19 protein-coding genes and 1 other RNA gene are annotated in these 25,045 nt (G+C 65.6%); 9 read left to right on the top strand and 11 right to left on the bottom strand.

Going from position 1 to position 25,045, the window contains the following annotated elements:
- Positions 1-5 precede the first annotated feature (5 nt).
- On the bottom strand, positions 6-527 hold the full coding sequence (locus ISM_RS09325; protein WP_009813899.1) for a c-type cytochrome: 522 nt from the start codon (positions 525-527) through the stop codon (positions 6-8).
- A 119-nt stretch (positions 528-646) separates the two neighbouring features.
- Between ISM_RS09325 and ISM_RS09320 the strand changes: the two genes are divergently transcribed.
- Complete coding sequence (locus ISM_RS09320; protein ID WP_009813898.1) at positions 647-1,480, top strand: prephenate dehydratase; 834 nt, start codon at positions 647-649, stop codon at positions 1,478-1,480.
- A 155-nt stretch (positions 1,481-1,635) separates the two neighbouring features.
- On the opposite strand, the gene ISM_RS09315 is transcribed toward ISM_RS09320, so the two are convergent.
- Both ISM_RS09315 and nudC read right to left on the bottom strand, forming a co-directional pair.
- On the bottom strand, positions 1,636-2,103 hold the full coding sequence (locus ISM_RS09315; RefSeq protein ID WP_009813897.1) for an SRPBCC family protein: 468 nt from the start codon (positions 2,101-2,103) through the stop codon (positions 1,636-1,638).
- 43 nt (positions 2,104-2,146) lie between these two features.
- Positions 2,147-3,130, bottom strand: a complete 984-nt coding sequence (gene nudC, locus ISM_RS09310) for an NAD(+) diphosphatase (protein ID WP_009813896.1) — start codon at positions 3,128-3,130, stop codon at positions 2,147-2,149.
- 179 nt (positions 3,131-3,309) lie between these two features.
- Between nudC and ISM_RS09305 the strand changes: the two genes are divergently transcribed.
- The 3 genes from ISM_RS09305 (at position 3,310) to serS (ending at position 6,790) form a co-directional block, all read left to right on the top strand.
- Positions 3,310-5,220 (top strand): bifunctional 2',3'-cyclic-nucleotide 2'-phosphodiesterase/3'-nucleotidase, encoded by a 1,911-nt coding sequence (locus tag ISM_RS09305; protein ID WP_009813895.1) that lies wholly within the window; start codon positions 3,310-3,312, stop codon positions 5,218-5,220.
- A 57-nt stretch (positions 5,221-5,277) separates the two neighbouring features.
- Positions 5,278-5,376, top strand: an RNA gene (ffs, locus tag ISM_RS17975) — signal recognition particle sRNA small type.
- A gap of 121 nt (positions 5,377-5,497) precedes the next feature.
- Positions 5,498-6,790, top strand: a complete 1,293-nt coding sequence (gene serS, locus ISM_RS09300) for a serine--tRNA ligase (protein ID WP_009813894.1) — start codon at positions 5,498-5,500, stop codon at positions 6,788-6,790.
- Positions 6,791-6,802: 12 nt separating this feature from the next.
- Here serS and ISM_RS09295 read toward each other — a convergent pair whose 3' ends face one another.
- On the bottom strand, positions 6,803-7,888 hold the full coding sequence (locus tag ISM_RS09295; protein WP_009813893.1) for a DUF2235 domain-containing protein: 1,086 nt from the start codon (positions 7,886-7,888) through the stop codon (positions 6,803-6,805).
- Positions 7,889-7,983: 95 nt separating this feature from the next.
- On the opposite strand from ISM_RS09295, the gene ISM_RS09290 reads away from it, so the two are divergent.
- Entirely contained in the window at positions 7,984-8,694 is a 711-nt protein-coding gene (locus ISM_RS09290; RefSeq protein ID WP_009813892.1) for a tryptophan-rich sensory protein, read from the top strand.
- A 93-nt stretch (positions 8,695-8,787) separates the two neighbouring features.
- Here ISM_RS09290 and der read toward each other — a convergent pair whose 3' ends face one another.
- The 3 genes from der to ISM_RS09275 all read right to left on the bottom strand — a co-directional run bounded on the left by der (position 8,788) and on the right by ISM_RS09275 (position 12,376).
- Positions 8,788-10,263, bottom strand: coding sequence for a ribosome biogenesis GTPase Der (gene der / locus ISM_RS09285; protein ID WP_040617986.1), 1,476 nt, complete (start codon positions 10,261-10,263; stop codon positions 8,788-8,790).
- 61 nt (positions 10,264-10,324) lie between these two features.
- Entirely contained in the window at positions 10,325-11,650 is a 1,326-nt protein-coding gene (locus ISM_RS09280) for a PQQ-binding-like beta-propeller repeat protein (RefSeq protein ID WP_009813890.1), read from the bottom strand.
- Between the two features lie 36 nt (positions 11,651-11,686).
- Positions 11,687-12,376, bottom strand: coding sequence for a hypothetical protein (locus tag ISM_RS09275; protein ID WP_050754130.1), 690 nt, complete (start codon positions 12,374-12,376; stop codon positions 11,687-11,689).
- A 230-nt stretch (positions 12,377-12,606) separates the two neighbouring features.
- Here ISM_RS09275 and ISM_RS09270 point away from each other — a divergent pair, with 230 nt between their 5' ends.
- The 3 genes from ISM_RS09270 (at position 12,607) to ISM_RS09260 (ending at position 18,100) form a co-directional block, all read left to right on the top strand.
- Positions 12,607-13,911: an efflux RND transporter periplasmic adaptor subunit gene (locus tag ISM_RS09270; protein WP_040618427.1), complete on the top strand. Its 1,305-nt coding sequence runs from the start codon at positions 12,607-12,609 to the stop codon at positions 13,909-13,911.
- A complete protein-coding gene (locus ISM_RS09265; RefSeq protein ID WP_009813887.1) occupies positions 13,908-17,645 on the top strand; it encodes an efflux RND transporter permease subunit in 3,738 nt (1,245 codons plus the stop codon). The genes ISM_RS09270 and ISM_RS09265 overlap by 4 nt, the downstream gene beginning before the upstream one ends.
- Positions 17,646-17,848: 203 nt before the next feature.
- Positions 17,849-18,100, top strand: coding sequence for a VPEID-CTERM sorting domain-containing protein (locus ISM_RS09260; RefSeq protein ID WP_009813886.1), 252 nt, complete (start codon positions 17,849-17,851; stop codon positions 18,098-18,100).
- A gap of 70 nt (positions 18,101-18,170) precedes the next feature.
- On the opposite strand, the gene xrtE is transcribed toward ISM_RS09260, so the two are convergent.
- From xrtE to ISM_RS09245, 3 genes are all read right to left on the bottom strand, one after another.
- Positions 18,171-19,784 carry an exosortase E/protease, VPEID-CTERM system gene (gene xrtE, locus ISM_RS09255; protein ID WP_009813885.1) on the bottom strand — a complete coding sequence of 538 codons (1,614 nt, stop codon included), beginning with the start codon at positions 19,782-19,784 and terminating at the stop codon, positions 18,171-18,173.
- Between the two features lie 94 nt (positions 19,785-19,878).
- Positions 19,879-21,693 carry an ABCB family ABC transporter ATP-binding protein/permease gene (locus tag ISM_RS09250; protein ID WP_040617985.1) on the bottom strand — a complete coding sequence of 605 codons (1,815 nt, stop codon included), beginning with the start codon at positions 21,691-21,693 and terminating at the stop codon, positions 19,879-19,881.
- A gap of 125 nt (positions 21,694-21,818) precedes the next feature.
- Positions 21,819-22,997, bottom strand: coding sequence for a LysM peptidoglycan-binding domain-containing protein (locus tag ISM_RS09245; RefSeq protein WP_009813883.1), 1,179 nt, complete (start codon positions 22,995-22,997; stop codon positions 21,819-21,821).
- Positions 22,998-23,101: 104 nt separating this feature from the next.
- Here ISM_RS09245 and ISM_RS09240 point away from each other — a divergent pair, with 104 nt between their 5' ends.
- Entirely contained in the window at positions 23,102-23,665 is a 564-nt protein-coding gene (locus ISM_RS09240; RefSeq protein ID WP_009813882.1) for an LOG family protein, read from the top strand.
- Between the two features lie 185 nt (positions 23,666-23,850).
- Here the strand turns inward: ISM_RS09240 and ISM_RS09235 are convergent, their stop codons facing one another.
- Complete coding sequence (locus tag ISM_RS09235; RefSeq protein WP_009813881.1) at positions 23,851-24,450, bottom strand: superoxide dismutase; 600 nt, start codon at positions 24,448-24,450, stop codon at positions 23,851-23,853.
- Positions 24,451-25,045: the final 595 nt, after the last annotated feature.

Below are 25,045 nucleotides of genomic sequence, written 5' to 3'. Positions count from 1 at the left end.
ACCGATCAGCCACCGACGCTTTCGAGATAGGCGATCAGGTTGGCGCGATCCTCGGCCTTTTTCAGACCGGAAAAGCTCATCGTCGTGCCCGGGGCAAAGCCTTTGGGGCTCTCGAGGAAATGGTTCAGGTTCTCAGGCGTCCAGGTGTCGGCCACCGGCTTGAGCGACCCGGAATAGCCAAAGCCATCGGCCGAGGCCACGGCACGGCCCACAACACCGTAGAGATAAGGACCGGTCGCATTCGCACCATCTTCGAGCTTGTGACAGGCTTTGCACTTGCCAAAGACTTTCGCGCCCTTGCTGGCATCGGCCGAGGCCATCAGCTCTTCGAAAGAGGGGCCGTCTTCGCCGCCACCTGCGTCTTCGGCGCTCGCCACTTCGATGGCATAGCCTTGGGCGTGCTCGCCCTCACCATGGCCACCGCCGGTGTGATAGATCGTCTCGGCCGCCCATTTCCCCAGCAGGAAAATCAGGAAAGCTCCGCAAAACCCGCCGAGGATCTTGGTGAATGTCATAGTATCGAACATTGGCCCGCTTCCATTGCATATCTGTTGCGGGGTATCTATCCGCTTCCCCTAGCCGGGTGCAAGGTATAGTTTGCGCGACGAATTGCCCGACCCCGGGCTGCAACAATCAAGAGACCGCCATGACCGGAACCATAGCCTTTCAGGGCGAACTGGGTGCCTATTCGCACCAGGCCTGCCGCGACACCTACCCCGATATGACGCCGCTGCCCTGCCGCACCTTTGAGGATGCGATCGAGGCCGTGCGCTCGGGCGAGGCCGAGCTGGCGATGCTGCCGGTGGAAAACTCGACCTTCGGTCGGGTCGCCGATATTCACCATCTGCTGCCCGAATCCGGTCTCCATATCATCAACGAGGCCTTCGTGCGGGTGCGCATCGCGCTGATGGCGCTGCCCGGCGTGCCGCTCTCAGAGGTGCGCGAGGCGATGAGCCACACGATGCTCTTGGGCCAATGCCGCAACTTCCTCGCCAAGCACAACATCCGCCGCGTCACCGGCGCCGACACCGCCGGCTCGGCGCGTCAGGTGGCCGAGGATGCGCTGCCCCACCGCGCCGCTCTGGCGAGCGAGCTGGCCGGCGAGATCTACGGTCTCGAGGTGCTCGCCCGCGACATCGAGGACGAGGGCAACAACACCACCCGTTTCGTCGTCATGTCCCGCGATCCCGATCACAGCGAGCGCGGCGATCACGGCATGATCACCAGCTTTGTGTTCCAGGTCCGCAACATCCCCGCCGCGCTCTACAAGGCGATGGGCGGCTTTGCGACCAATGGCATCAACATGACCAAGCTGGAAAGCTACATGGTCGGCGACACCTTCACCGCGACCCAGTTCTATGCCGATATCGAAGGCCACCCCGAAGACGCCGCCGTGGCCCGCGCGCTGGACGAGCTGGATTATTTCACCACCGAAGTGAAAATCCTCGGCGTCTACCCCGCCGACCCCCGACGCGGCTGACCCAACGCGGCTGAGCCATCGTCAGCCCCTCCCTTGGGCTGGCGATTTGGCTGATGCAAGCGCCCGGTTTGTTCTGTTGGATGTGTTTGGCCGGCCTAAAGCACGTCGTCATGAACCCGCACGGGCAGCCCCACAAAGACCGCCCCGCGCCCCGCTCAGGCAGAGCGCGCGTGGCGCTGTTCGATGTCGCGGGCAAAGCCCACCATGCGCTTGTCGAACTTGCGCTTGATCGACCCGCGCGCCAGTTTCAGCGATTGCACCAAGAGCCGCGCCGACAGGTTCTGCGGCTTCAGGTCGATGGTCATCTGCAGCCGGGTCCGTTTGCGCGACAGCGCCACCAGCTCGACCGCCACATCCGCCGTCAGCGCCTGCGAGGTCGATAGGAAATTCATCGCGTTGGGCGCGTCATACTCCACCAGCTCGAGCCGCGTCTGCCGCCGCTTGCCGCGAAATTCGAACGCCGCGTCCCAGGCCATCCCGGCCCCTGCCGACGTCAGGTCATCGACCCGCTGCACCTCGGCGCCGCGCCGCAGGGCCGACCGTTCAAGAGAGGCGAAATCCGACACTTGCGCGAAGACGAAATCAATCGGCGCCTCGACATCTTCCTTTGACGAAAATTTCATGGATCGGTCATGCCCCAAATACTGTTATGTCGGTATTTTCGCTTCATTCCAGCCGGTCCGCAAGCCAGTTGCGCAGCAGAAAATGCGCAATTGCGCCTTTTCTCGCGGCGGCAATCCGGGGGTGATCCCCCGCCATCGCCTGCATGATCTCCTCGCGCGGCACCCAGAGCGCATCCTCGATCTCTTTCGGGTCGATGGTGATCTCTTCGCTGAGCGCCTCACCGCGACAGCCGATCATCAGCGAGGTCGGAAAGGGCCAAGGCTGGCTCGCCAGATAGCCGACCGCGCCGACCTCGATCTGCGTCTCTTCATAGACCTCGCGGCGCACCGCCGCCTCGATCGTCTCGCCCGGCTCGACAAACCCCGCGAGCAGCGAATACATCCGCTCGGGCCAGCCCGGCGACCGCCCCATCAGCACCGAATTGCCCCGGGTGATCAGCATGATCACCACCGGATCGGTGCGCGGGAAATGCGGCTTCTTGCAGGCCGGGCAATCGCGTTGCCAGCCGCCCTTGCTCATCACGCTGCGCGCGCCGCAGGCGGCACAGAACCCGTGGCTCTCGTGCCAGCTATGCAGCGCCTTGGCCATCGCCACCAGCTCGGCATCGACCCGGCTCAGCCGCGCCATCAGCCGCCGCAGCTCGGCAAAACCGCTGGCACGCGGCAGTTCGGGATGATGCTGCAAGGTCTCGTCGAGAAACACATCCGGCAGGATCGCGTCCTGCCCGGCCGGCTCCCAGTCCGAGATATCCTGCGCCAGAATCACCGGCCCCTCCGCCGTCTCGGCCCCGAGCAGATAGCGCGCCGCGCCCACCGCCCCGGCCGCCGTCACCACCGGGTGATCCACCGGCAAACGGCACAGCCGCGACAGGCTGTCATCCTCCACCAGAGGCTTGCCCCGCCACAGAAGGATGACCTCCGCGCCGCGCTGCGCAATCGCCTCCGCGAGGGCCTCGGCATCCTCACGCAACAGCGCCAACCGGTCGAGACCGGCGCCGCCAAATGTCACCTCTTCCGCATGTTTCATCCTGCCCCCGCACCGGTTTTCGGCGTCTTCGTTCTACGACCTAAACATTTATGGAATAAAATTTATACCAGAATAAACGCCTACAACTTTCGATTGATTGATACTAAATAGATGATAGCTTCAGGATAGCTTACGTTCCGATTTTGTCACAATTTGTTTGACTGCGAGCCACTACCTTGATGATTGCATCGTGTATCACACCGACCACAGACACCGAGGTGCAGGATCGCGCCCTGTTTCGTCTGATGGCCACATCCGATGTGCACGCCAATTTGCTCCCCTATGATTACTTCACCGATCAGGCGGATCAGCCCTATGGGCTGTCGCGGCTCGCGACGCTGATCAAACGGCTCCGGACCGAGACCGCGAACACGCTGCTCGTCGACAATGGCGACATGCTGCAGGGCACGCCGCTGTCGGATTTCTCGCGGACCCCGGCCCCCGACACCGCCCCCGACACCCCCTCCGAGGACACGCTCAACCCGATCATCGACGCGATGAATGCGCTTGGCTATGACGCGGCGGGTCTCGGCAATCATGAATTCAACTTCGGCCTCGCCTGGCTGCAACGCGCCACGGGTCAGGCCCGCTTTCCCTATGTGGCGAGCAATCTGACCCCGGCGCGCGAAGAGGACCGGTTTTGGGCCTCGCAACTGCTGCTGCACCGCGATGTCACCTGCGCCTCGGGCGCGACCTATCCGCTGACCATCGGACTGCTGAGCCTGGTGCCGCCGCAGATCCTGACCTGGGACAGGCATCATCTCGACGGCCATATCACCTGCACCGATATGACCGACATCGCCGAACGGCTGGTCCCGGCGCTGCGCGCCGAGGGGGCCGATCTGGTGATCGTGCTGGCCCATACCGGCTTTGGCCCCGAGGCCTCGCTCCCCGGGTTGGAAAACGCCGCCCTGCCGCTGTCGCGCATCCCCGGGATCGACGGGCTGGTGACCGGTCACATCCATGACGTCTTTCCCGGCGGCAAGGCTCTGGCCGCCCCCGGCACAGAGATCGATGAAAGCCGGGGCCGGATCAACGGCACCGCCACGGTGATGCCCGGGTTTCGCGGCTCGCATCTCGGGGTGATCGAGTTTGACCTGCTGCGCCGTGACGATCGCTGGCGGCTCTGCGCGGCCACCGCCCGGGCCTTGCCCGTCGCGCCGCATCATGCCGAGACGCTGCCCCCCGATCCGGCGCTCGACGCGCGGCTCACCCCGGCCCATCACGCGACGCTTGCCCAGACCCGGCGCAGCATCGGCACCACCTCGGCGCCGCTCCATAGCTACCTGTCGCTCCTGGGGCACAACCCCGCCGAACGGCTGGTCGCCGGGGCCCAGCGCCGCGCCCTGGCCCGCGCCGTCGAAGGCGGCCCGCTCGCCGATCTGCCGATCCTCTCCTCCGTCGCCCCGTTCAAGACCGGCGGCCGCGGCGGCCCGGAGTATTTCACCGACATCCCCGCCGGCCCGCTGGCGCTGCGCCACGGCGCTGATCTCTACGCCTTCCCCAACACGCTCATCGGCGCGGTGGTCACCGGGCGCGAGCTGCGCCACTGGCTCGATTGCGCGGCGCTGGTCTATCTGCAGGTGGCCCCCGGCGCGCGCGACGCCAAGCTCTGCAATCTCGAGGCCCCCGGCCATATCTTTGAGGTGATCGACGGGCTCACCTATGAGATCGACCTCGCCCAGCCGCCGCGTTTCAGCCTCACCGGCGAAGAGATCGCGCCGGGCACGAGCCGCATCCACGCGCTCTGCTATCAGGGCAAACCGGTTCAGGAGGACGACCGCTTCCTGCTCGCGACCAACCATTACCGCGCCGCCGGCAGCGGGCCGTTCCCCGCGATCGCGCCCGACCGCTGGATCATGCCGAGCCGCGCGCTCTTGCGCGACCTGATCATCGCGGACCTGGCAGAGACCGGCCAGATCACCCCGCCCGAAGACCCTGTCTGGCGCTTTCGCCCGATGCCAGGCACCACCGTGGTCTGCCGCAGCGGGCCGGGGCTGCGCCATGTGCCGCTGCCGCCACGGTTCGCAGGCATCGAATTCCTCGACCTCGACGACGACGGGTTCCAGAAATTCCGCCTCGCGCTCTGACCCCCGTCCCCCCACTCCCGTCTTGCACTCGGGACCCGTTGCCACTACATAGCCCGGTGAGAGGTTGGCGCGGGCAGGCACCTCGCCAACCCGGTCAGGTCCGGAAGGAAGCAGCCGTAACGAGCCCCGCTTGGGTCGTTGTCCAGCCTCTCACCTACACCCCTTCATCCCAAAACCCGCCACAGTGCCGCACAGGCGCCTCGCCCCTACCCGTGGCGCGAAAACTGGTGCATAACGCGGGAAATTCAGTGAATCATCCGCCGCAAGGACCAAAGACATGCATGATATCCGTGCCATCCGCGACAACCCCGCCGCATTCGACGCCGCCCTGGCGCTGAGGGGGCTTGATGGCGCATCGTCGCAAATCCTCGCGCTGGACGAAAAACGCCGCGCGCTGATCCATGCCGCCGAAACCGCCCAGGCCGAACAGAATCGCGCCTCCAAAGAGGTCGGTGCCGCCAAGGCCAAGGGCGACGAGGCCGAGTTCGAACGCCTGCGCGCGCTGGTCGGCGAAAAGAAATCCGAAGTCGCCGCCATGCAGGCCGAGGCCAAGGAGCTCGATCAACAGCTCACCGATCTGCTGATGGGCCTGCCCAACCTGCCCTTCGACGACGTGCCGCAGGGCGCGGATGAGGCCGACAATGTGGAAATCCACCGCTGGGGCACGCCGCGCGTCTTCGACTTCACCCCGAAAGAGCATTACGAGCTCGACGGCGTGCTGCCGGGGATGGATTTCGAGACCGCCGCGAAACTGTCGGGCAGCCGCTTTGTGGTGCTGTCGGGCGCGGTGGCGCGCATCCACCGGGCGCTGGCGCAGTTCATGATCAACACCCATATCGACGAAAACGGGCTGACCGAGACCTGGACACCGGTGCTGGTGCGCCCGGAAATGATGTATGGCACCGGGCAATTGCCGAAATTCGGCGAAGACAGCTACGAGACGACCAATGGCTGGTGGCTGGTGCCCACCGCCGAGGTGACGCTCACCAATATCGTCAACGGGCTCACCGTCGAGGCCGATTACCTGCCGCGCCGCTATGTCGCCCATACCCAATGTTTCCGCTCGGAAGCGGGCAGCGCCGGGCGCGACACCGCCGGGATGCTGCGCCAGCACCAGTTCGAAAAGGTCGAAATGGTCTCGGTCACCCACCCGGATGAGAGCCGCGCCGAGCTTGACCGCATGACCGCCTGCGCCCAGGGCATTCTCGAACGGCTCGGCCTGCCCTATCGCACCGTGGTGCTCTGCACCGGCGACATGGGCTTTGGCGCGCGCCGCACCCATGACATCGAGGTCTGGCTGCCCGGTCAGGACAGCTATCGCGAGATTTCTTCGGTCTCGGTCTGCGGTGACTTTCAGGCGCGCCGCATGAACGCCCGGTTCAAACCCGCCGATGGCGGCAAGCCGCAATTCCTGCACACGCTGAACGGCTCGGGCCTCGCCGTGGGCCGCTGCCTCATCGCGGTGCTGGAAAACGGCCAGCAGGCCGATGGCTCGGTCGCCCTGCCCGAGGCGCTTCACCCCTATCTCGGCGGCAAGACGATCCTCGCCGCCGACGGCACGCTGGTCTGAACCAGCCCTCCGTCACAGGCGCAACGACCCGGGCCGATACTTGGCCCGGGTCTGCACCCGGATCGACACCGACGGATGGATATCCTCCATCCGCTCCGGCCCCTCGCGCCAACGCCGCAAGAGCCCCTCGTCGCGCGGCAAGAGCGTCGTTTCCGCCAGCGGATCGCCCGGCACCCCCGGCAACCGCGCCCCGGGCCGCAACATGATCCCCGGCGCCCCCTCCACCACCCATTGCAACGGCAGCGCGCTCAGCCCGCGATTGCCCGCACTGCCGCCCAGAATGCCATGGGTGCCGATGAACCAGAGCTGCTGATAGGGCCGCGCCGCGCCCCGCACCCCGCCGTTGAGCCCGAGCCTGCTGCCCTGCCGCTCAAGATTGTCCCAAAGCGCCGGGCGGTAGAACAGCCGCTGCTCGTCGAGCGCCACGGCATGGCGCGCCCGTTCGACCAGCCGCGACAGCTGCATGTCATGAAACCTGTACTGCCGGTTCCACAGGCTCGCCACCGGCCCAAAGAGCGAGAGGGGAATGCCCCGCGCGCCCACCGTGTCCCAGACACCGACAAATCCGACCCGGACGAGCTCCGAGCCATCGCCGCGCCAATCGAGATCCTCCTGCGACGTCGCAAACCCCGGCGACATCCGCCGCCGCGCTTCGCGGATATGCGGCGCATCCGGCGCATTGCGCGCGCCGCGCTTGCGATAGAGCGCAAAGGCCCGGTTCACCGCCGCCGGGCTGGTGTCCTCGATCAGCCCGCACTTGCGGATCATCCCGACCACCGACCGCGCCGTATAGGCACCGCGCGAAAAGCCAAAGACCTGTATTTCATCGCCCCGCCGATAGGCTTTGGCGATGAATTGATAGGCCTGTTTCACCTTGTCATCGAGGCCCCAGCCAAAGGCCCCGCCGCCCCATTTGTTCAAAAACCGCCCCACCGCCCCGTCGAACCGCCGGTCGGTGCCAACGCCCGCGAAATAGGCCACCACCTGCCCCTGCCGCGGGTCATTCACCAACAGGCGGCTCAGCTCTACGAGATGGGTGGGCATCACGATATCGGGCGAATTCCACGTGCCGTCGCACAGGATGATGATGCGGGTCATACCCAACCTCCCAAAAACACCGCGCCTTGACTGACGCCAAACAGAGCTACCTTGAGGCTACGCCAAAGATCCCACGCCTCAAATACCGGTATACCATGCCCTATCTCGTCCTCCTCGCCGCCCTGCTCTTTGCCGCAGCCCCGCTCGCCACACCGGGATTTGGCGGCTACGCGCCCGATCAATTCCCGGTGCCGCAGGTCGATCCGCCGGTGCAGCCCGCAGGCTATGCCTTCGCGATCTGGGGGCTGCTCTACCTCTGGCTCATCGCCCATGGCGCCTATGGCGTCTGGGCACGGCGCGACGCGCCCGATTGGGCGCCGATGCGCGCGCCGCTCTTCTTCTCGCTGGCGCTGGGCGTGGGCTGGCTCTGGGTCGCCCAGCAAAGCCCGGTGGTCGCCACGCTGATGATCTGGCTGATGTGGTTCGGCGCGGTCCTGGCCTGGCTGCGCGCGCCTGCCCGCGACGCCTGGTGGGCGCTGGTGCCCGTCGGGCTCTATGCGGGCTGGCTCACCGCCGCGTCTTCCGTCTCGATCGGGCTGTTGCTCGGCGGCTTTGGCGTCGGCACCGGCATTCTCGCGGCGGTGATCGCGCTCATCCTGGCCCTGATGCTCTCCATCGGTCTGATGCTGAGCCGCCCGGGCGCTCTGGGCCTGCCGGTGGCGGTGATCTGGGCGCTGGTGGCGATTGCCGTGTCCAACCTCCCCGACGGCCCCGCCGTGGTGCTGGCACTGGCAGCCGGCGGCGTGCTCATCCTCGCGGTGCTGGCGATCAAGCAACTCGCCGACGGCCCGCGCCGCATCGGTTAACGGCGACCGCGAGCGGCAAAACCGCCACTGTCGTTTTACCGACGCAATACCGACTGGATACCGACGGGCCATTCCCGGCCCGTCGCGCCCCGTTTACTTTTTGTCGGCAGGCCCTTTGCCCAGGTGTTTGCGCAGCCGCGACGGCGTCGATTTCTTCTTCGACTTATAGGGGTTCTTGTCCGACTGGCTGCGCATATGCAGCCGGATCGGCGTCCCCGGCATGTCGAAATCCTCGCGCAAGCCATTGACCAGATAGCGGGTATAGCTTTCCGGCATTTTCTCGGTGTTGCTGCACATCACAACGAACCCCGGCGGACGCGTTTTCGCCTGTGTCATATAGCGCAGCTTGATCCGGCGACCGCTCGGCGCGGGGGGCGGATGCTGCTCGAGCATCCCCGTGAGCCAACGGTTGAGCTGCGCCGTGCTGACCCGCCGGTTCCACACATCATGCGCTTTGACGATGGCCGCATGCAGCCGGTCGAGCCCCCGTCCGGTCTTGGCCGAAACGGTGACCAGGGGCGCGCCGCGCAGCTGCGGCAAGAGCCGCTCAAACGCCTCTTTGAGGGCGCGGAGCTTCTCTTGCTTCTCGTCCTCGATATCCCATTTATTGACCGCCACCACGACCGCCCGCCCCTCGCGTTCGGCGAGGTCGGCAATGCGCAGATCCTGCTGTTCAAACGGGATCGCCGCGTCGAGAAGAACGACGACGACCTCGGCGAATTTCACCGCTCTGAGACCGTCGCTCACCGACAGTTTCTCGAGCTTTTCCTGCACCTTAGCCTTTTTGCGCATGCCCGCCGTGTCAAAGACACGCATCGGCACCCCGTCCCAATTCATCTTGAGAGAGATCGCGTCGCGGGTGATCCCCGCCTCCGGCCCGGTGAGCAGACGCTCTTCGCCGAGGATCTTGTTGATCAGGGTCGATTTCCCGGCATTGGGACGGCCCACAACGGCCACCTGCAGCGGCCGCGCCTCGGTGGGCTTGTGCGGGTCGTCGGGCGCACCGGCCTCGGCCTCTTCCTCGGTCAGGGTGACATCGGTTTCCGGCGCATCCTGACGGGCGCGCTCGGCATAGCCATCGGCCAGCGGCATCAGCTGCGAATAGAGATCGTTGAGCCCTTCGCCATGTTCCGCCGACAGGCGGATCGGCTCGCCAAGGCCAAGGCCATAGGCCTCGATCACACCGGCATCCGCCGCCGCGCCCTCGGCCTTGTTGGCGGCCAGGATCACATGTTCGGACCGTTTGCGCAGGATCTCGGCAAACACCTCGTCAATCGGGGTGACCCCGGTGCGGGCGTCGATCACGAAGAGGCAGATATCGGCCATATCGACCGCCCGTTCGGTCAGGCGCCGCATCCGGCCCTGAAGCGAATCGTCGGTGGCATCTTCGAGACCGGCGGTGTCGATCACGGTAAAGCGCAGATCGCCCAACCGTGCTTCGCCCTCGCGCAGGTCGCGGGTCACGCCCGGCTGGTCGTCGACCAAGGCCAGACGCTTGCCAACCAGACGGTTGAACAGGGTGGACTTGCCCACATTCGGGCGTCCAACGATGGCCAGTGTAAAACTCATTCTCTCGGCTCCGGGCAGAGGTGGGGCAGCAATCAAGCTGCCCCCTTACCCTATCGCGGGCCTAACGGAAAGCGTGCAATTGCCCGTTGGTCGACACGACATAGAGCGTGCGGCCCGCCACCACCGGGTTGCTGGTTGCACCGCCGGGGATTTCGACCGTGCGGCGCAGCGCGCCGGACACCGGATCGTAAAAGCGCAGATTGCCATCGCTCGAGGCCACGACAAGCTGACCACCAGCGAGAACCGGGCCGTAATGGGCATAGATGCGTGCCTTCTTGCGCGGCTTTTCCTTCACGAAGAAGGGCAGTTTCTGCGACCAGACGCGGGTGCCATCCTCGGCGTTGAGCCGGATGAGCTCGTTGCGGTCCGAAATCAGGAAGAGCGCATCGCCAGCCGGCCAGACCGGGCTCAGCGGGCCTTCGGTCGCGGTCCAGATCCGCTCGCCATTGCCCAGCTTGAGCGCCACCAGACGGCCGGAATGGGTGCCGACATAGACCCGGTCGCCAATGATCAGGGGATCGCCCGTGACATCGGCCACCAGCGATTGCGACAGACCGCTGCGGCGACCGGCCACCTGCGCATCCCAGAGCCGCAGACCGCCCTTGCGGAACGCGCCCTGCAATTCGCCCGCGCCAAAGGCAAAGACGGCGTATTTCTCGGAGACGGCCGGGGCCGGGCCACCGAGGATATTGTTGGCATCGGGGGCGGCGCTGAGCTGCCATTTGATGCGGCCATTGTCAGTGTCGAGCGCCCAGGCCTCGTCATCGGCCGAGACCAGATAGACCAGCCCGTCATAGACCGTCGGGCTGCCCGACCCGGTGCCGCGCAGCTTTTGCTCCCAGATCACCCGCCCGGTGGCCGGGTCGAGCGCGCTGATCATGCCAAAGCCCGAGGTGACGAAGAGCTTGCCATCGCCAAAGGCCAGCCCGCCGCCGCTCGCGTCATTGCCGGAATCATTGGGCGGCACGAGATTCTGCGTCCAGAGAACCTGCCCGCCGGTCGAGGTCGCGGCCACCGTGGCCGCGCTGTCGAGGGTGAAGACACGGCCGCCTGCGACCACCGGATCGGCGGTGATCCGCGCCTTGCGCCCGTCGCCCGACCCGATCGAGGCCGACCAGATCCGCTGCGGTGCTGCCGACAGCGCCGGATGCGCCACCCGGGTCATCGGCGAGCCGCTGCGCTGCACCCAATTGGCATTGGCCGTCACCGGAGCGAGCCGGATCGGCAGCGCCTGATTGGTCCGCTGTGCGTTGGTGACGATGCCGAATTCTTCGCCAGCGTCCTCGCGAATCTCTTCGCGCACGCCCGGCAGGATCGGCTCACGCTTGGCACATGCGGCCAGCGCACCAAGGGCAATCAACCCCGCGATCGCAATCTGTCTGGTCACCACTCTGCGCCCCCTAATTGGCTGTCGTTTGCGACGTTAACCGCCGTCCGCCTGCCGTGCAACATCGCTGGCGGCCTCGCCGCTCAGCTCGCCGCCAAGCGCCAGAACGATCTGACCGACCCGCTGCCGCAGGCCTTCGCTCGCTTCGGCATCCACATAGAGCGCCTCAAGCCGGGTCAAGGCCGCCTCTTGGTTGCCGGTCTCGATGTCGAGATAGGCAAGCTGTTCCTCGGCCAGCACCCGGATCGTGCCAGTGCCCAGCGCCAGCCCATCGAGCAGCTCGCGCCGCGTCTCGGCCGCCAGCCCCTCTGCGCCGATCGCCGCCGCCTTGAGCGTGGCAATCTGGCGGTAAACCATCGGCACATCGCCGCGCTCGGCCAGCGCCACCAGCGCCTCTGCCGTGGCCTTGGGATCGGAGCCGAGCGATTCCCCCGCCGCGAGCAGCGTCACAACCGCATCCGCCGACGGGTCCGGCGCGTCAATCGCCTGCAGCGCCGTCACGCGGGCCTCGGCCTCATCCTGTTCCAAGGCTGCGAGAATACCGTCGCCCAGCGCCTCTGCCGCCGCGCGCTCATTCGCCTTGCGCCACTCATTATAGGCCGCGCCGCCCACCAGCAGCAGAACCGCCAGCACGGCAATCCAGCCATAGCGCCGCATCAATCCGAAGAGCCGATCCCGGCGAACCTCTTCGCTCACCTCGTTAATAAAGCTGTCTGTATCGCTCACGTTGGCCTGGCCCCTTGGTCGATTTGCCCCGTCTTAACCTGTCGCCTTGCCGCTGCCAAGGGCCGCAACTGTTGCGCCAATCCGTCATATTGCAAGCCAAAGCGCAAAGACGTACCCTAAACTGGCCCGTTTAGATCAAATCAGCTATTTTCGTTACAACCCGCTTTTCAGAGCCTCGCCCCAGCCCCGCCGCCCGGCCGATGATGAAAAGCCAAACCATTGGGTGCTTGATGCGTCTGTTTCCGATCCTGGCCGCCATCGTCGTCATGGTGCTGATCTATCTCTTCGTCTTCGAACGCGACCGGTTCGGCGCGCCCGACACCGCCGCCGCCGCGACGCCCGACACGAGTGCCGAGCCGGATGCCGAGACGGGCGCCGCCCTGCCCGGGGTGATCGTCACCCGTTCCGTCGCGCGCCAGATCGACAGCGCCGTGGTGCTGCGTGGCCGGACCGAGGCCGACGCCCAGGTCGAGGTGCGCGCCGAAACCTCCGGTCTCGTGACCTCCGAGCCGCGCCGCAAGGGCAGCTTTGTCGAGGCGGGCGAGCCGCTCTGCGCGCTCGATCCCGGCACCCGCGAGGCGACGCTGGCCGAGGCCGAGGCGCGGCTCGCCGAGGCCCGCGCCCGCCTGCCCGAGGCCCGCGCCAAAGTCCCCGAGGCCGAGGCCCGCGTCGCCGAGAGCCGCGCCCGCGTCGAAGAGGCCAAGGCCCGGCTGAGCGAGGCACAGATCAACGACAACGCCGCCAAACGGCTGAGCCAGGGCGGCTATGCCTCCGACACCCGCGTCGCCGCGACCGAGGCCACCGTGCGCGGTGCCGAAGCCACGCTGAGCAGCGCCGAGGCCGGGCTCAAATCCGCGCAATCCGGGCTGGAAAGCGCCGCCGCCGGGATCGAAGCCGCCCGCGCCGGGATCGAAAGCGCCCAGGCCGGGATCGCCGCCGCGCAAAAGGAAATCGACCGGCTCACCATCACCGCGCCCTTCGCCGGGCTGTTGGAAACCGACACCGCCGAACGCGGCAGCCTGCTGCAACCCGGCGCGCTTTGCGCCACGGTGCTGCAGCTCGATCCGATCATCCTCGTGGGTTTCGTGCCGGAAACCGAGGTCGACCGCGTGACGCTCGACGCACCCGCCACCGCGACGCTCGCCTCCGGCAAACAGGTCGCGGGCAAGGTGAGCTTTCTGTCGCGCTCCGCCGACGAAGTCACCCGCACCTTCCGGGTCGAAGTCACCGTCGAGAATGACGATCTGGCGATCCGCGACGGCCAGACCGCCGAGATCCTGATCGCCGCCGATGGCGCTTCGGCGCATCTCTTGCCGCAATCGGTGCTCACCCTGAACGATCAGGGCGACATGGGCGTGCGCCTCGTCACGGAAGAGGACACCGCCGCCTTCCGCCCGGTGCAGCTCTTGCGCGACACGCCCGAGGGCGTCTGGCTCGCCGGTCTGCCCGACAACGCCGATGTCATCGTCATCGGTCAGGAATATGTCACCGACGGGGTCCGGGTTCGGCCAAGCTATCAGGCAGATGCGCAATGACCGGGCTGGTCGACTGGGCCTCTGAACGCGCCCGCATGGTGCTGGCCTTTATCGTGCTGTCGGTGCTCGCCGGCACGATGGCCTATCTGAGCCTGCCCAAAGAGGGCGAGCCCGACATCGAAATCCCGGCGCTCTTCGTCTCTGTCCCCTTCCCCGGCATCTCGGCCGAGGATAGCGAAACCCTTCTGGTCAAGGTGATGGAGACCGAGCTTTCCGATCTCGACGGGCTCGACAAGATGACCGGCACCGCGGCGGAAAACTATGCCGGCGTGGCGCTCGAGTTCGAATTTGGCTGGGACAAGACCAAGATCATGGCCGATGTCCGCGACGCGATGAGCGCGGCCGAGGCGAAATTCCCCGAAGGTTACGAGAAATACACGATCAACGAGATCAATTTCTCGGAATTTCCCATTCTCGTCGTGACCCTCTCGGGCGATGTGCCCGAACGCACCATGGCGCAGATTGCCAAGACGCTGCAGGATCAGATCGAGGCGCTCGATCCGGTGCTCGAGGCTGGGATCGCGGGCAATCGCGACGAGATGGTCGAGGTGGTGATCGATCCGCTCCGGCTCGAGGCCTATAACGTCACCGCGGGCGAGCTGATCAACGTGGTGCGCAACAACAATCAGCTCATCGCGGCGGGCGAGATCCGCAGCGAGACGGGCAGTTTCGCGGTGAAAATCCCCGCCTCCTTCAACGAGCCGCGCGACATTTACGAACTGCCGATCAAGACCAATGGCGACCGGGTGATCACGCTCGGCGATCTGGCCCAGATCAACCTCACCTTCGAGGACCGGCTCGGCACCGCGCGCTTCAATGGCGAGACCACCGTCGCGCTGCAGGTGGTCAAACGCAAAGGCTTCAACATCATCGACACTGCCGCGCTGGTCCGCGAAACCGTCGACGCCGCCCGCGCCTCCTGGCCGGACGAGCTGCGCGCCACGGTCTCTGTCGGCACCTCCGGCGATCAGTCGCGCACCGTGGCCTCCATGGTGAAACAGCTCGAAGGCTCGGTGCTCACCGCCATCGCGCTGGTGATGATCGTCATGCTCGCCGCCCTCGGCATCCGCCCGGCGCTTCTGGTGGGGTTTGCGATCCCGACCTCCTTCCTGTTGTGTTTCGCGCTGCTCGCCGTGATGGGCGTGACCGTCTCCAACATGGTGATGTTCGGGCTGATCCTCGCGGTGGGGATGCTCGTCGATGGGGCCATCGTGGTGGTCGAATATGCGGACAAGCGGATCTCTGAGGGCTCCGGCCCGATGCACGCCTATGTCGAGGCGGCCAAGCGGATGTTCTGGCCGGTGGTGAGCTCGACCGCGACGACGCTCTGTGCCTTTTTGCCGATGCTCTTCTGGCCCGGCATTCCGGGGCAGTTCATGGGCATGTTGCCGGTCACGCTGATCTTTGTGCTCTCGGCCTCGCTGCTGGTGGCGCTGGTTTACCTGCCGGTGGTCGGCGGGGTGACGGGCCGGATCGAGCGCTGGCTGTCGATGCGCATCGACACGCTGAGCCAGGGCCGGCTGCTCTGGCATCTGCTGCTCTTCCCGGTGGCGATTGCGGCGCTGATGCTTGCGGCGGCGCTGATCCCGGCGCTGATGGCGCTGGTGGGTCTGCTCTTTGGCGCGATGAATATGGGGGCGATTGTGGTCTCGGTCATCCCGACGCTCATCGGGGCCTTTGTCCTCATGCTGGGGGTGGTGGCGCTGGCGGCTCTGGGGCTCGCCTCGGTGGTGGCGCTCTTTGTCGGGCTCGGCGCGGGCTTTGCCCGGATCCGCCGATTGGCCGCTGGAATGGTCCGAAATCGCCACAGTCGCGATGCCGACGAGATACCGACGCAACACCGACGTAGCGTTTTTGGCCGTTTCATCCACCTCATCGCCGCCAATCCGGTCGCGCCGCTCTTGGCCTTTGCGGCGATTTTCGTGCTCGTCGGCTCGGTGCTGATCTTCTACATGGGCAACAATCGCGGCGTTGAATTCTTTGTGGAATCCGAGCCGGAAAACGCCATCGTCTATGTGCGCGCGCGCGGAAATCTCTCGCTGGAACAACAAGATAGCCTCGTGCGTCAGGCCGAGGAGATCGTGCTCGAACACCCCAATGTCAAAAGCGCCTTCGCCTTTGCCGGCGACGGCGGGCTCAACAACAACACCGGCGGCGCGCAACCGCCCCGCGACACCATCGGCCAGGTCCAGATCGAGCTCATCGCCTGGGAGGACCGCCCGACCCGCCGCGAGACCTGGTTCAGCCTCTTTGGCCTTGATTTCACACGACAAATCTCCGACCCTGAGGCCGATGGCGACCGCACGATCGACGAGCTCACAGCCCGCCTTTCGCAGATCCCCGGCATCAAGATCGAGATCCTCGCCCTCGAACGCGGCCCCGCCTCCGCCAAGCCCGTTCACCTGCGGATCAAGGGCGACAATTGGCAGCTCCTGCGCGATTTCACCGAGACCGCACGCGAGAAATTCGAAGAAACTCGGGGGCTTACGCTCATCGAGGACACGCTGCCCCTGCCCTCTATCGACTGGCAGATCGATGTGGACGTCGAAAAGGCTGGCCGGTTTGGTGCCGATGTCGCCACCGTCGGCGCCATGGTTCAGCTCGTCACCCGCGGGATCCTTCTGGACACCATGCCGGTCGAGACCAGCGACGAAGAAATCGACATCCGCGTCCGCCTCCCCGAAAAAGACCGCGTCCTCTCCACCCTCGACACGCTCAAGGTCCGCACCAACGAAGGCCTCGTGCCGCTGTCGAATTTCATCACCCGCAAACCCGTGCAGGGTCTCGCCCAGATCGACCGGATTGACCAGACCCGGTTTTTCGACATCAAGGCCGCCGTCGAGACCGGGCTCACCCGCATAGATCGCGATGAAAAGGGCAATGAAACAACGGTTCCGATCAATGCCAACGAGAGGATCGCCCATCTGACCGAGTGGCTCGACAGCGGGGTGCTGCCCGCTGGGATCGCCTATGAATGGACCGGCGATCAGGAAGATCAGGCCGAGAGCGGCGCCTTCCTGCAAAAGGCCTTTCTGGGGGCGCTGGGCCTCATGTTCATCATCCTGCTGGCGCAGTTCAACAGCGTCTATAATGCCGTTCTGGTGCTCTTGGCGGTGGTGCTCTCGACAACTGGTGTGCTGATCGGGATGATGGTGATGAACCAGCCATTTTCGATCATCATGACCGGCACCGGCATCGTCGCGCTGGCGGGGATCGTGGTGAACAACAACATTGTTCTGATCGACACCTATCAGGAATATTCGCGCTATATGCCCCGGATCGAGGCGATCACCCGGACCGCCGAGGCGCGTATTCGTCCAGTGCTGCTCACCACGATCACCACCATGGCCGGGCTCACGCCGATGATGTTCGGGCTCAGCCTCGATTTCGTCAATGGCGGCTATTCCTTCGACAGCCCGACGGCGCTCTGGTGGAAACAGCTGGCGACGGCGGTGGTCTTTGGCCTTGGGATCGCGACCGTTCTGACGTTGATTTTCACGCCGTCGATGCTGGCGCTAAGGGTCTGGGCGACGACCTATCTGATCTGGCTGTCGCGGCTTCTGGCGGCACTTTCACTGGGCCGGGCGAGCCGGGCGGCGCGGGATCTGGCGCTCGACCGGGCGGCGCGGCGGACACCGCCGCCGGAAATCCTGTGGTCGGAGAATGTGACGGTTGGCACGCCTCCGACCCCTTTGGTCAGCGCGGCCAAGACACCGCTCAACGCGGCAGAATAGGGCCCGTGATTCGACGCGACTCTGAGGCAGGATGGCTCTGAGGGGGTCTGCGGCCAGAATTGACCATGAAGCGAGAACAGTCTTTGAAATAAGGGGAATCTGTTTCCCGATTTTGGTGAAATCTGGCAAAACTGTGGTTAAACTTTGCTTTTTTTCGAAGGCATTAGCTAAGCTATCTGCAGGTCATTTCTTGGGGAGATATCATGCTGCGTATTACTCAAACGGCATTTCTTTCGACGCTCGCCGTGCTGACCACGGCCGGGGCGGCTTCGGCACAATCTCGGGGCTGGTGGTTCTGGGACTGGTATTATGAACGCTGGGGTCACGGGTCGACCGGCGGGTCGGGCAATGTGAGCTCGGTGCCGGAAATCGATGCAAGCTCTGGCCTGCTGGCGCTGGCGGCTGTGATGGCGATGCTGGCACTGGCTTGGGAGCTCAAGCGCCGCCGCGGTTAAGCCCGGATCGGTCAAGGAAACAAGGACCGGCGCGCCCTTTTGGGTCCGCCGGTCTTTTCATATGCGCCGCCTAGATCAGGGCCCAGTCGCCGGTCGAGGCGGCGGCGATGGCGATGATCAGATTGGCCACCATATGGGCCGCGACGGCGTCCGCGAGACGCCCACGACGGTGATAGAGCGCGGCAAAGATGACGCCGGCCACGGCGGCCATGATCCAGCGATCATGCAGCAGGGCAAAGCAGCCGACGGAGACGGCAATCGCCAGTAAAACAGCAAATGGGCGGCCCAGCGGGCCGGTCAGTCCTTGGGTCAGGCGGGCCTGAAGATAGCTGCGAAAGAAGAGCTCTTCGATCACCGGGACGAGCAGCGTGGTGCCGAGACAGCGCGCCGCGATCCAGAGGAGGAGACCGGCCTGAGACAGGGTCTGTAACGCGTCGGTATTTGGGCTGTAAGACGACGGTGCGGATTTGACCCATAGAAGACCCACCAAAACCCCGGCCCCCAAGGCCAGCGCCGAGGGGCGGCAGAGGTAGGCGCGCAGGGGCACGCGAAAGCACCAAAGCGACAGCGCCATGATCAGCGCCTGCCACGGGTAGGCGAGGATCGGATCGGCCCAAAAGCTCTGGGCCAGCACGCCCGCCACCATGAAAAGGACAAAGGGCAGAATGCGCGCGGCCAGCGCATCTTCGGCCAGCGGGATCGCCGGGGCGTCGCGGCCGGGGACGCGGCGCAGCCCTGCGATGCGGTCGACCACCAAAAGCACCGCCATGGCGAGCAGCATGAAGAAGAGCCAGCCCGCGAAGCTGTGGAAGCCGTTCACCGCGAGGTCGGGCGAGGCATAGGCCCCGATCATGATCAGCACGGTGATGCGGATGACGTTGAAGAGCCAGCTCAGCAAGAGCGCCACGGGCCAGACGCAGAGCCAGAACCGCGTGAGCCGCAGCCGGTCGCGAAAGAGCACGGCGTAGAGCGCGAGAAAGGCGCTCACCAGAACAAAGCCTTCGACGCCAGAACAGCTATCGGCGACTGCGACCAGAAAGCCATTGGTGCCGATGATCTGCGCCGCCGGGTCGACCACCGGCACATCGGCCACCAGCGCGAGCATCAGGGCGACCCCGGCAAAGGTGATCTGGGTCAGGGTCTCCCAATACCAGATCGGGCCGATGGCCTCGGCCAGATTTGGCAGGAGGGCGGCGAGGAGGACGAGCGCCAGAACCGGCACCAGCCGGGGCCGCAGCCATTGCTGCCAGTCACGGGGCCCTGCCAGCCAGAAGAGACCGCCCACCGCCGCCATGCCGCCGCCCAGCACCATCAGCGGCAGGATGCGGTGAAAGAGCGGGTTGAGCGCGTGATCGGGCACAAGCGCCATGGGCAGGATGATGAGCATGAGCCCCGCGACATGCAGCGCCACCCAGCGGGTGCCGCCATTGCGCGCCGCGGCCAGCCGGAGGAACGCCTGCCAGGCCGCCCGCACCGCCCAGAAATAGACCGCCAGCAGCACCAGGAGCGACACACCGCGCAGCCCGACGCCGCGCAGCGCGCGGCAGGCGCCCTCGACCGAGGTGGCGCGGCATTCCAAGGAGGCAAAGAGCTGAAACGCGAGCATGACGAGCACCAGCTCTGCCGCGAACAGCAGGGTCAGACGCAGGGCGCGCGGCAGGGCAGAATGCAACGTGTCGATCATGCGCGCGGTATGCGGGGCAAAGATGGACAGAAGATGACCGCCGATGGGCGAGTTTCGGAAACCCGGCCCATCATCAGCCCATCGGCGCTATGCGCTAAACGCGTTCCGCCTGTTGCGTGCGCCAGAGCGCGGCATAGCGCCCGTCCTGCGCCAAGAGCGCATCATGCGAGCCGCTTTCGACGATCTCGCCCGCCTCGAGCACGATGATGAGATCGGCATCGGCGATGGTCGAGAGGCGGTGCGCGATGGTGATCGCCGTGCGTCCCTGAGTGGCGCGGGCCAGCGCCGCCTGAATGCCGCGCTCTGTCTCACTGTCGAGCGCGCTCGTCGCCTCGTCCAGAAGCAGCACCGGCGGGTTCTTGAGCAGGGTGCGGGCGATGCCGACGCGCTGTTTCTCGCCGCCCGAGAGCTTGAGCCCGCGTTCGCCGACGGCGGTGTCATAGCCATCGGGCAGGGTCAGGATAAAGTCATGGATCTGGGCGGCGCGGGCGGCCTCGATGATCTCCTCCTCGGTGGCCCCGGCGCGGCCATAGGCGATGTTGTAGCGGATCGTGTCATTGAAGAGCACGGTGTCCTGCGGCACGACGCCGATGGCCTCATGCAGGCTCTGCTGGGTCACGTCGCGCAGATCCTGCCCGTCGATGCGTATCGCCCCGCCCTGCACATCGTAGAAGCGAAAGAGCAGCCGCCCGATGGTCGATTTCCCCGAGCCCGAAGAGCCGACCACCGCCACGGTTTGCCCAGCCGGCACGTCAAAGCTGATGCCCTTGAGAATGGGTCTCTCGGCCTCGTAGCCAAAGCGCACATTTTCAAACCGCAGCGCGCCTTCGCTCACCGCCAGCGGCTTGGCCCCGGGGCGGTCGGTCACATCGGGGGCCTGATCGAGCAGGCCGAACATCTCGCCCATATCGACCAGCGCCTGCCGGATTTCGCGGTAGACCGTGCCGAGGAAATTCAGAGGCATGGTGATCTGGATCATATAGGCGTTGACCATGACGAAATCGCCCACGGTGAGATCGCCGGACTGTACGCCCATCGCCGCCATGACCATCACGATGACCAGCCCACCGGTGATCAGGAAACTCTGACCAAAGTTGAGAATGGCCAAGGAATAGGCGGTTTTGAGGGCTGCCGCCTCATAGCCTTCCATGGATTTGTCATAGCGCGCGGCCTCGCGGCCTTCGGCGCCGAAATATTTGACCGTCTCGAAATTGAGCAGGCTGTCGATGGCCTTTTGGTTGGCATCGGTGTCTTGGTCATTCATCTGGCGGCGCAGTTTCACGCGCCATTCGGTGACCTTGAAGGTGAAGGTGACATAGGCGGCGATGACCCCGACCACCACCACCAGATACCAGACGTCGAACACCGCCCAGAGCACCAGCGCCACCAGCGTCAGTTCGAGGATCAGCGGCCCGATCGAGAAGATCAGGAACCGCAGCAGGAAATCGACGCCCTTGACCCCGCGTTCGATGATCCGGCTCAGCCCGCCGGTCTTGCGGGTGATGTGATAGCGCATCGACATGCGGTGGATATGGGTGAAGGTCTCGAGCGCCAGCTTGCGCAGGGCGCGCTGGGCCACGCGGGCAAAGACCGCATCGCGCAATTGCTGAAAGCCCACGGTCATCAGCCGCGCCATGCCATAGGCGATGGTGAGCCCGATGGCCCCGATGGCGAGCAGCCAGGTCTCGTTCGGCGCGTCGCCCGCGAGGCTGTCGACGGCGGCCTTGTAGAGCGGCGGCGTGGCGACGGCGATGAGCTTGGCCACCAGCAAGAGCAGCAGGGCGACGATCACCCGGCGTTTGACCCAGGCCTCGCCCTCGGGCCAGAGATAGGGCGCGACGCGGCGGATCACCCCCCAGCCATCGGCGGGCATTGGCGTGGTGGGTTGCGTGGGATCAGAGGGCGGCATGGGCGGGACCTTTCATTGCCCCACACCTAACCCGGCCCCTGCCGGTTTTCCAGAAGTCCGGGCGAGAAAGCCGGTCTGCGCCCCGCACATGGGCTGTGCTCGGCGCGAGGCGTGGCGGCAAAGGGTTATTCTGGCAGGGAAAAGACCTGACCGGGGTAGATCAGATCAGGGTTGCGGATGCGGTCGCGATTGGCTTCGAAGACGCGGACATAGAGGATGCCCTCGCCATAGGTTTCGCGCGAGATGGCCCAGAGGCTCGCCCCGGGTTGCACGGTGACGATGCGGGCGCGGGCGGTGGGATCGGCGGCCAGCGCCTCGCGGGCGGCGAGCACCTCGTCATCTTCGCGGCGGAACGGGGTTTCGACCCGCGAGGTGACGGTGCCATCGGCGTTCACCTCGTCGACGCGCAGCGTATAGAGCCCGGTGTCGACCTGCGGCAGCGCGCTGCGCCAGCGGCCGGCCTCGGTGATCCGCGAGGTGGTGATGGGCTGATTGTCGAGATAGACCCGCACGAAGCCATCGCCCGCCGCGCGGCCCGAAAGTGCCACATCGCCGGTGTCGTCATAGGTGATCGCATCGAGCGCGACGCGGCTTTGCACCTCGGGGGCGGGATCGCCGCCTTGCAGGACGCTGACCCCCTCGGCATCGGCCATGAGCACGGTCTGGGGCGCGGGCTCTGTCGCTTCGGGCTGGGCCGTCTCAGGCTCTGCCGGGGCCGCTGTCTGGGGGCTGCCAGTGTCGGTGTCGGGCAGCGTTTCAGGGAGGGTGACCTCGGGCAGATCGAGCGCGGCGATCGACGGGGTTTCCGGCGTCTCGAGCGGGGCGGAGGTCACGGTCATGCTCGGCGCGATGATCACCTCTTGCGGGGCGCGGATCATCGGGCCGTCGGCGCCTTGGGTCATCTTGAGCGACAGGATGCGCGGCTGATCATGGGCAGAAATCGTCACGAATTCAGCGAATTGGCCCTTGCCGTCGAGGGTCGCCTGATGCAGGTCTTCGCCCTCGAGCGTGATGATCACCTGCCAGCCCAGCGTGCCCTTGCCCGCCACCACGGCGCTGCCGTCGGGATCGAGGCGGAAGAGGCTGATTTCCGGGGCGGGCGGCAATTGCGGCGCCTGTTCGGCGGGCGAGGTTTCGACCGGCTGGGCGACGGTCTGAACCGGTGTCGGCGGGGCGTCCGTCACTGCCCAGCGATCGGGGATCACCCCGGCCAGAAAGAGCAGCACGGCCACCAAGCCTGCCGCCACCAGACCGCCCAGAGCCATCATGGCCGGGCTGTCTCCCATCCCCAGTGTCTTTTTCATCTCGACCCTTCCGTCGTCCCGCGCTTGTCCTGCGCAGTTGCCGGAGCATAGCAACGGCGCTATCACGGGTCAAAACAACAGTTTATCCAAGCGAGGCCCCCGGTATGACCCCTTTGTCCGTCTGTGTCTTTTGCGGCTCGAAAACCGGGGGAAACCCGGCCTATGCGGAGGCCGCAGAAACGCTGGGCCGGACGCTTGCGGCTGAGGGCTGGCGGTTGGTCTACGGGGCCGGGGATATCGGGCTCATGGGGCTTGTCGCGCGGGCCAATCAGCAGGCGGGCGGTAATAATTTTGGCGTTATCCCCCAACACCTTATGGACCTCGAGGCGGGCAAGCGCGACCTCAATGCGCTGGTCATCACCGAGACGATGCATGAGCGCAAGAAGGTGATGTTTTCGAACTCGCATGCGATCGTCTTGCTGCCCGGTGGGGCGGGGTCGCTCGACGAGTTTTTCGAGGTGCTGACCTGGGCGCAGATCGGGCTGCATGGGCGGCCGATTTTCGTGGTGAACACCGACGGCTACTGGACGCCGCTGCTCGGGTTGATCGATCATGTGGTGGCCGAGGGCTTTGCCCATGAGAGCGTCCGCGATCTGTTTCAGACGGTGCCAGACATCGCCGCGCTGACCGAGGCGCTGCGGCCGCTGGCGGCGGAGCTCAAGGGTTGAAACCTCCCGAAAATGCCACGTCGGTATTGCGTCGGTAAAACGACAGCAAAGCGACAGTGGGGGTTTTGAGGGGGTGTGGCCGCCCCGATATCCCCCCCTACCCCATGAAAAAACCGCCCGAGGCCGAGGGGGCATCGGGCGGCTGATCTGGTGCGGGGCGGTGGGTCGCCCGGCGGTCGCGGCGCTTACATGCGGCTCGCGACGTTTTCCCAGTTCACCAGCTTCTCGAGGAAGTTCTCGAGATAGGCGGGGCGTTTGTTGCGGAAGTCGATGTAGTAGCTGTGCTCCCACACGTCGCAGCCCAGAAGCGCGGTCTGGTTGAAGCAGAGCGGGTTGACGCCGTTTTCGGTCTTGGTGACCTTGAGGCTGCCATCGCTGTCCTTGACGAGCCAGGCCCAGCCCGAGCCGAACTGACCGGCGCCGGCGGCGGAGAATTGTTTCTTGAACTCGTCGACCGAGCCAAAGCTGTCGGTCAGGGCTTTTTCAAGCTCGCTGGGCATTTTGCTCTCGCCGGGGCCCATCATCTCCCAGAACTGGTTGTGGTTCCAGAGTTGGCTGATGTTGTTGAAGATGCCATTCTGGGCGACGGCCTTGGGGTCGTAGGTGCCTTTGATGATCTCTTCGAGGCTCTTGCCCTCCCACTCGGTGCCCTTGATGGCGGCGTTGCCATTGGTCACATAGGCGTTGTGGTGCAGGTCGTGGTGATATTCCAGCGTCTCTGCGGACATGCCCTTGGAGGCGAGGGCGTCATGTGCGTAGGGAAGATCGGGAAGTTCGAATGCCATGTCTTGGGCTCCCTTCATCGGTTATGAAAATCGGTCTTCATGCACCTGATTGAGGCCGAACGGGCCAGAGGTCAAGGGGCGCGGCGGGGATTTGCCGGATATGCCGGGGAAAAGCTCGGGCCCGGGGCAAACCCGCAGGGCCGCCGGGCCAGCGCCTGCCCGTTCCGGCGGGCTGGCGCTCTGGCCACGGGCGCGCGGGAGGCGAGTGTCCGAGGGCGTGGGACTATAAAGCGTCAAGTCACAGGCCGGGCAGCGCCATCCCCCGGGCAAGCTCTGGCCCGTCTGATGTGGTGTCGGGGGCCCGGCGGCCTGCGGGTTTGTTCCGGGCAGGGCGGTCCTCTCACTGACCTGTTTATTTGCGGGAAATCTATCAAGAGGCGCGTGGGGCTGGGGCCTGCCCGTGGGGTGGCGCGCCATAGGCTGGTGAAAGGCGCTTTATCGCGCCTCCTGCCTCTGCCCTGCCCATCGCACGGGGAGCCCGCAGAAGCGCCAGCCCGCCGGGACGGGCAGGCGCTGGCCCGGCGGCCTTCGGCCTTGTTCCGGGCTGGGCGGTCTTCTCACTGATCTCGCTGGAACGCTATTAGGTGGGGCGAGT

The organism is Roseovarius nubinhibens ISM (genome assembly GCF_000152625.1).
GTDB lineage: Bacteria > Pseudomonadota > Alphaproteobacteria > Rhodobacterales > Rhodobacteraceae > Roseovarius > Roseovarius nubinhibens.
The sequence above is the reverse complement of the archived record's forward strand: the minus strand, read 5'-3'. Positions and strand labels throughout refer to the sequence as shown.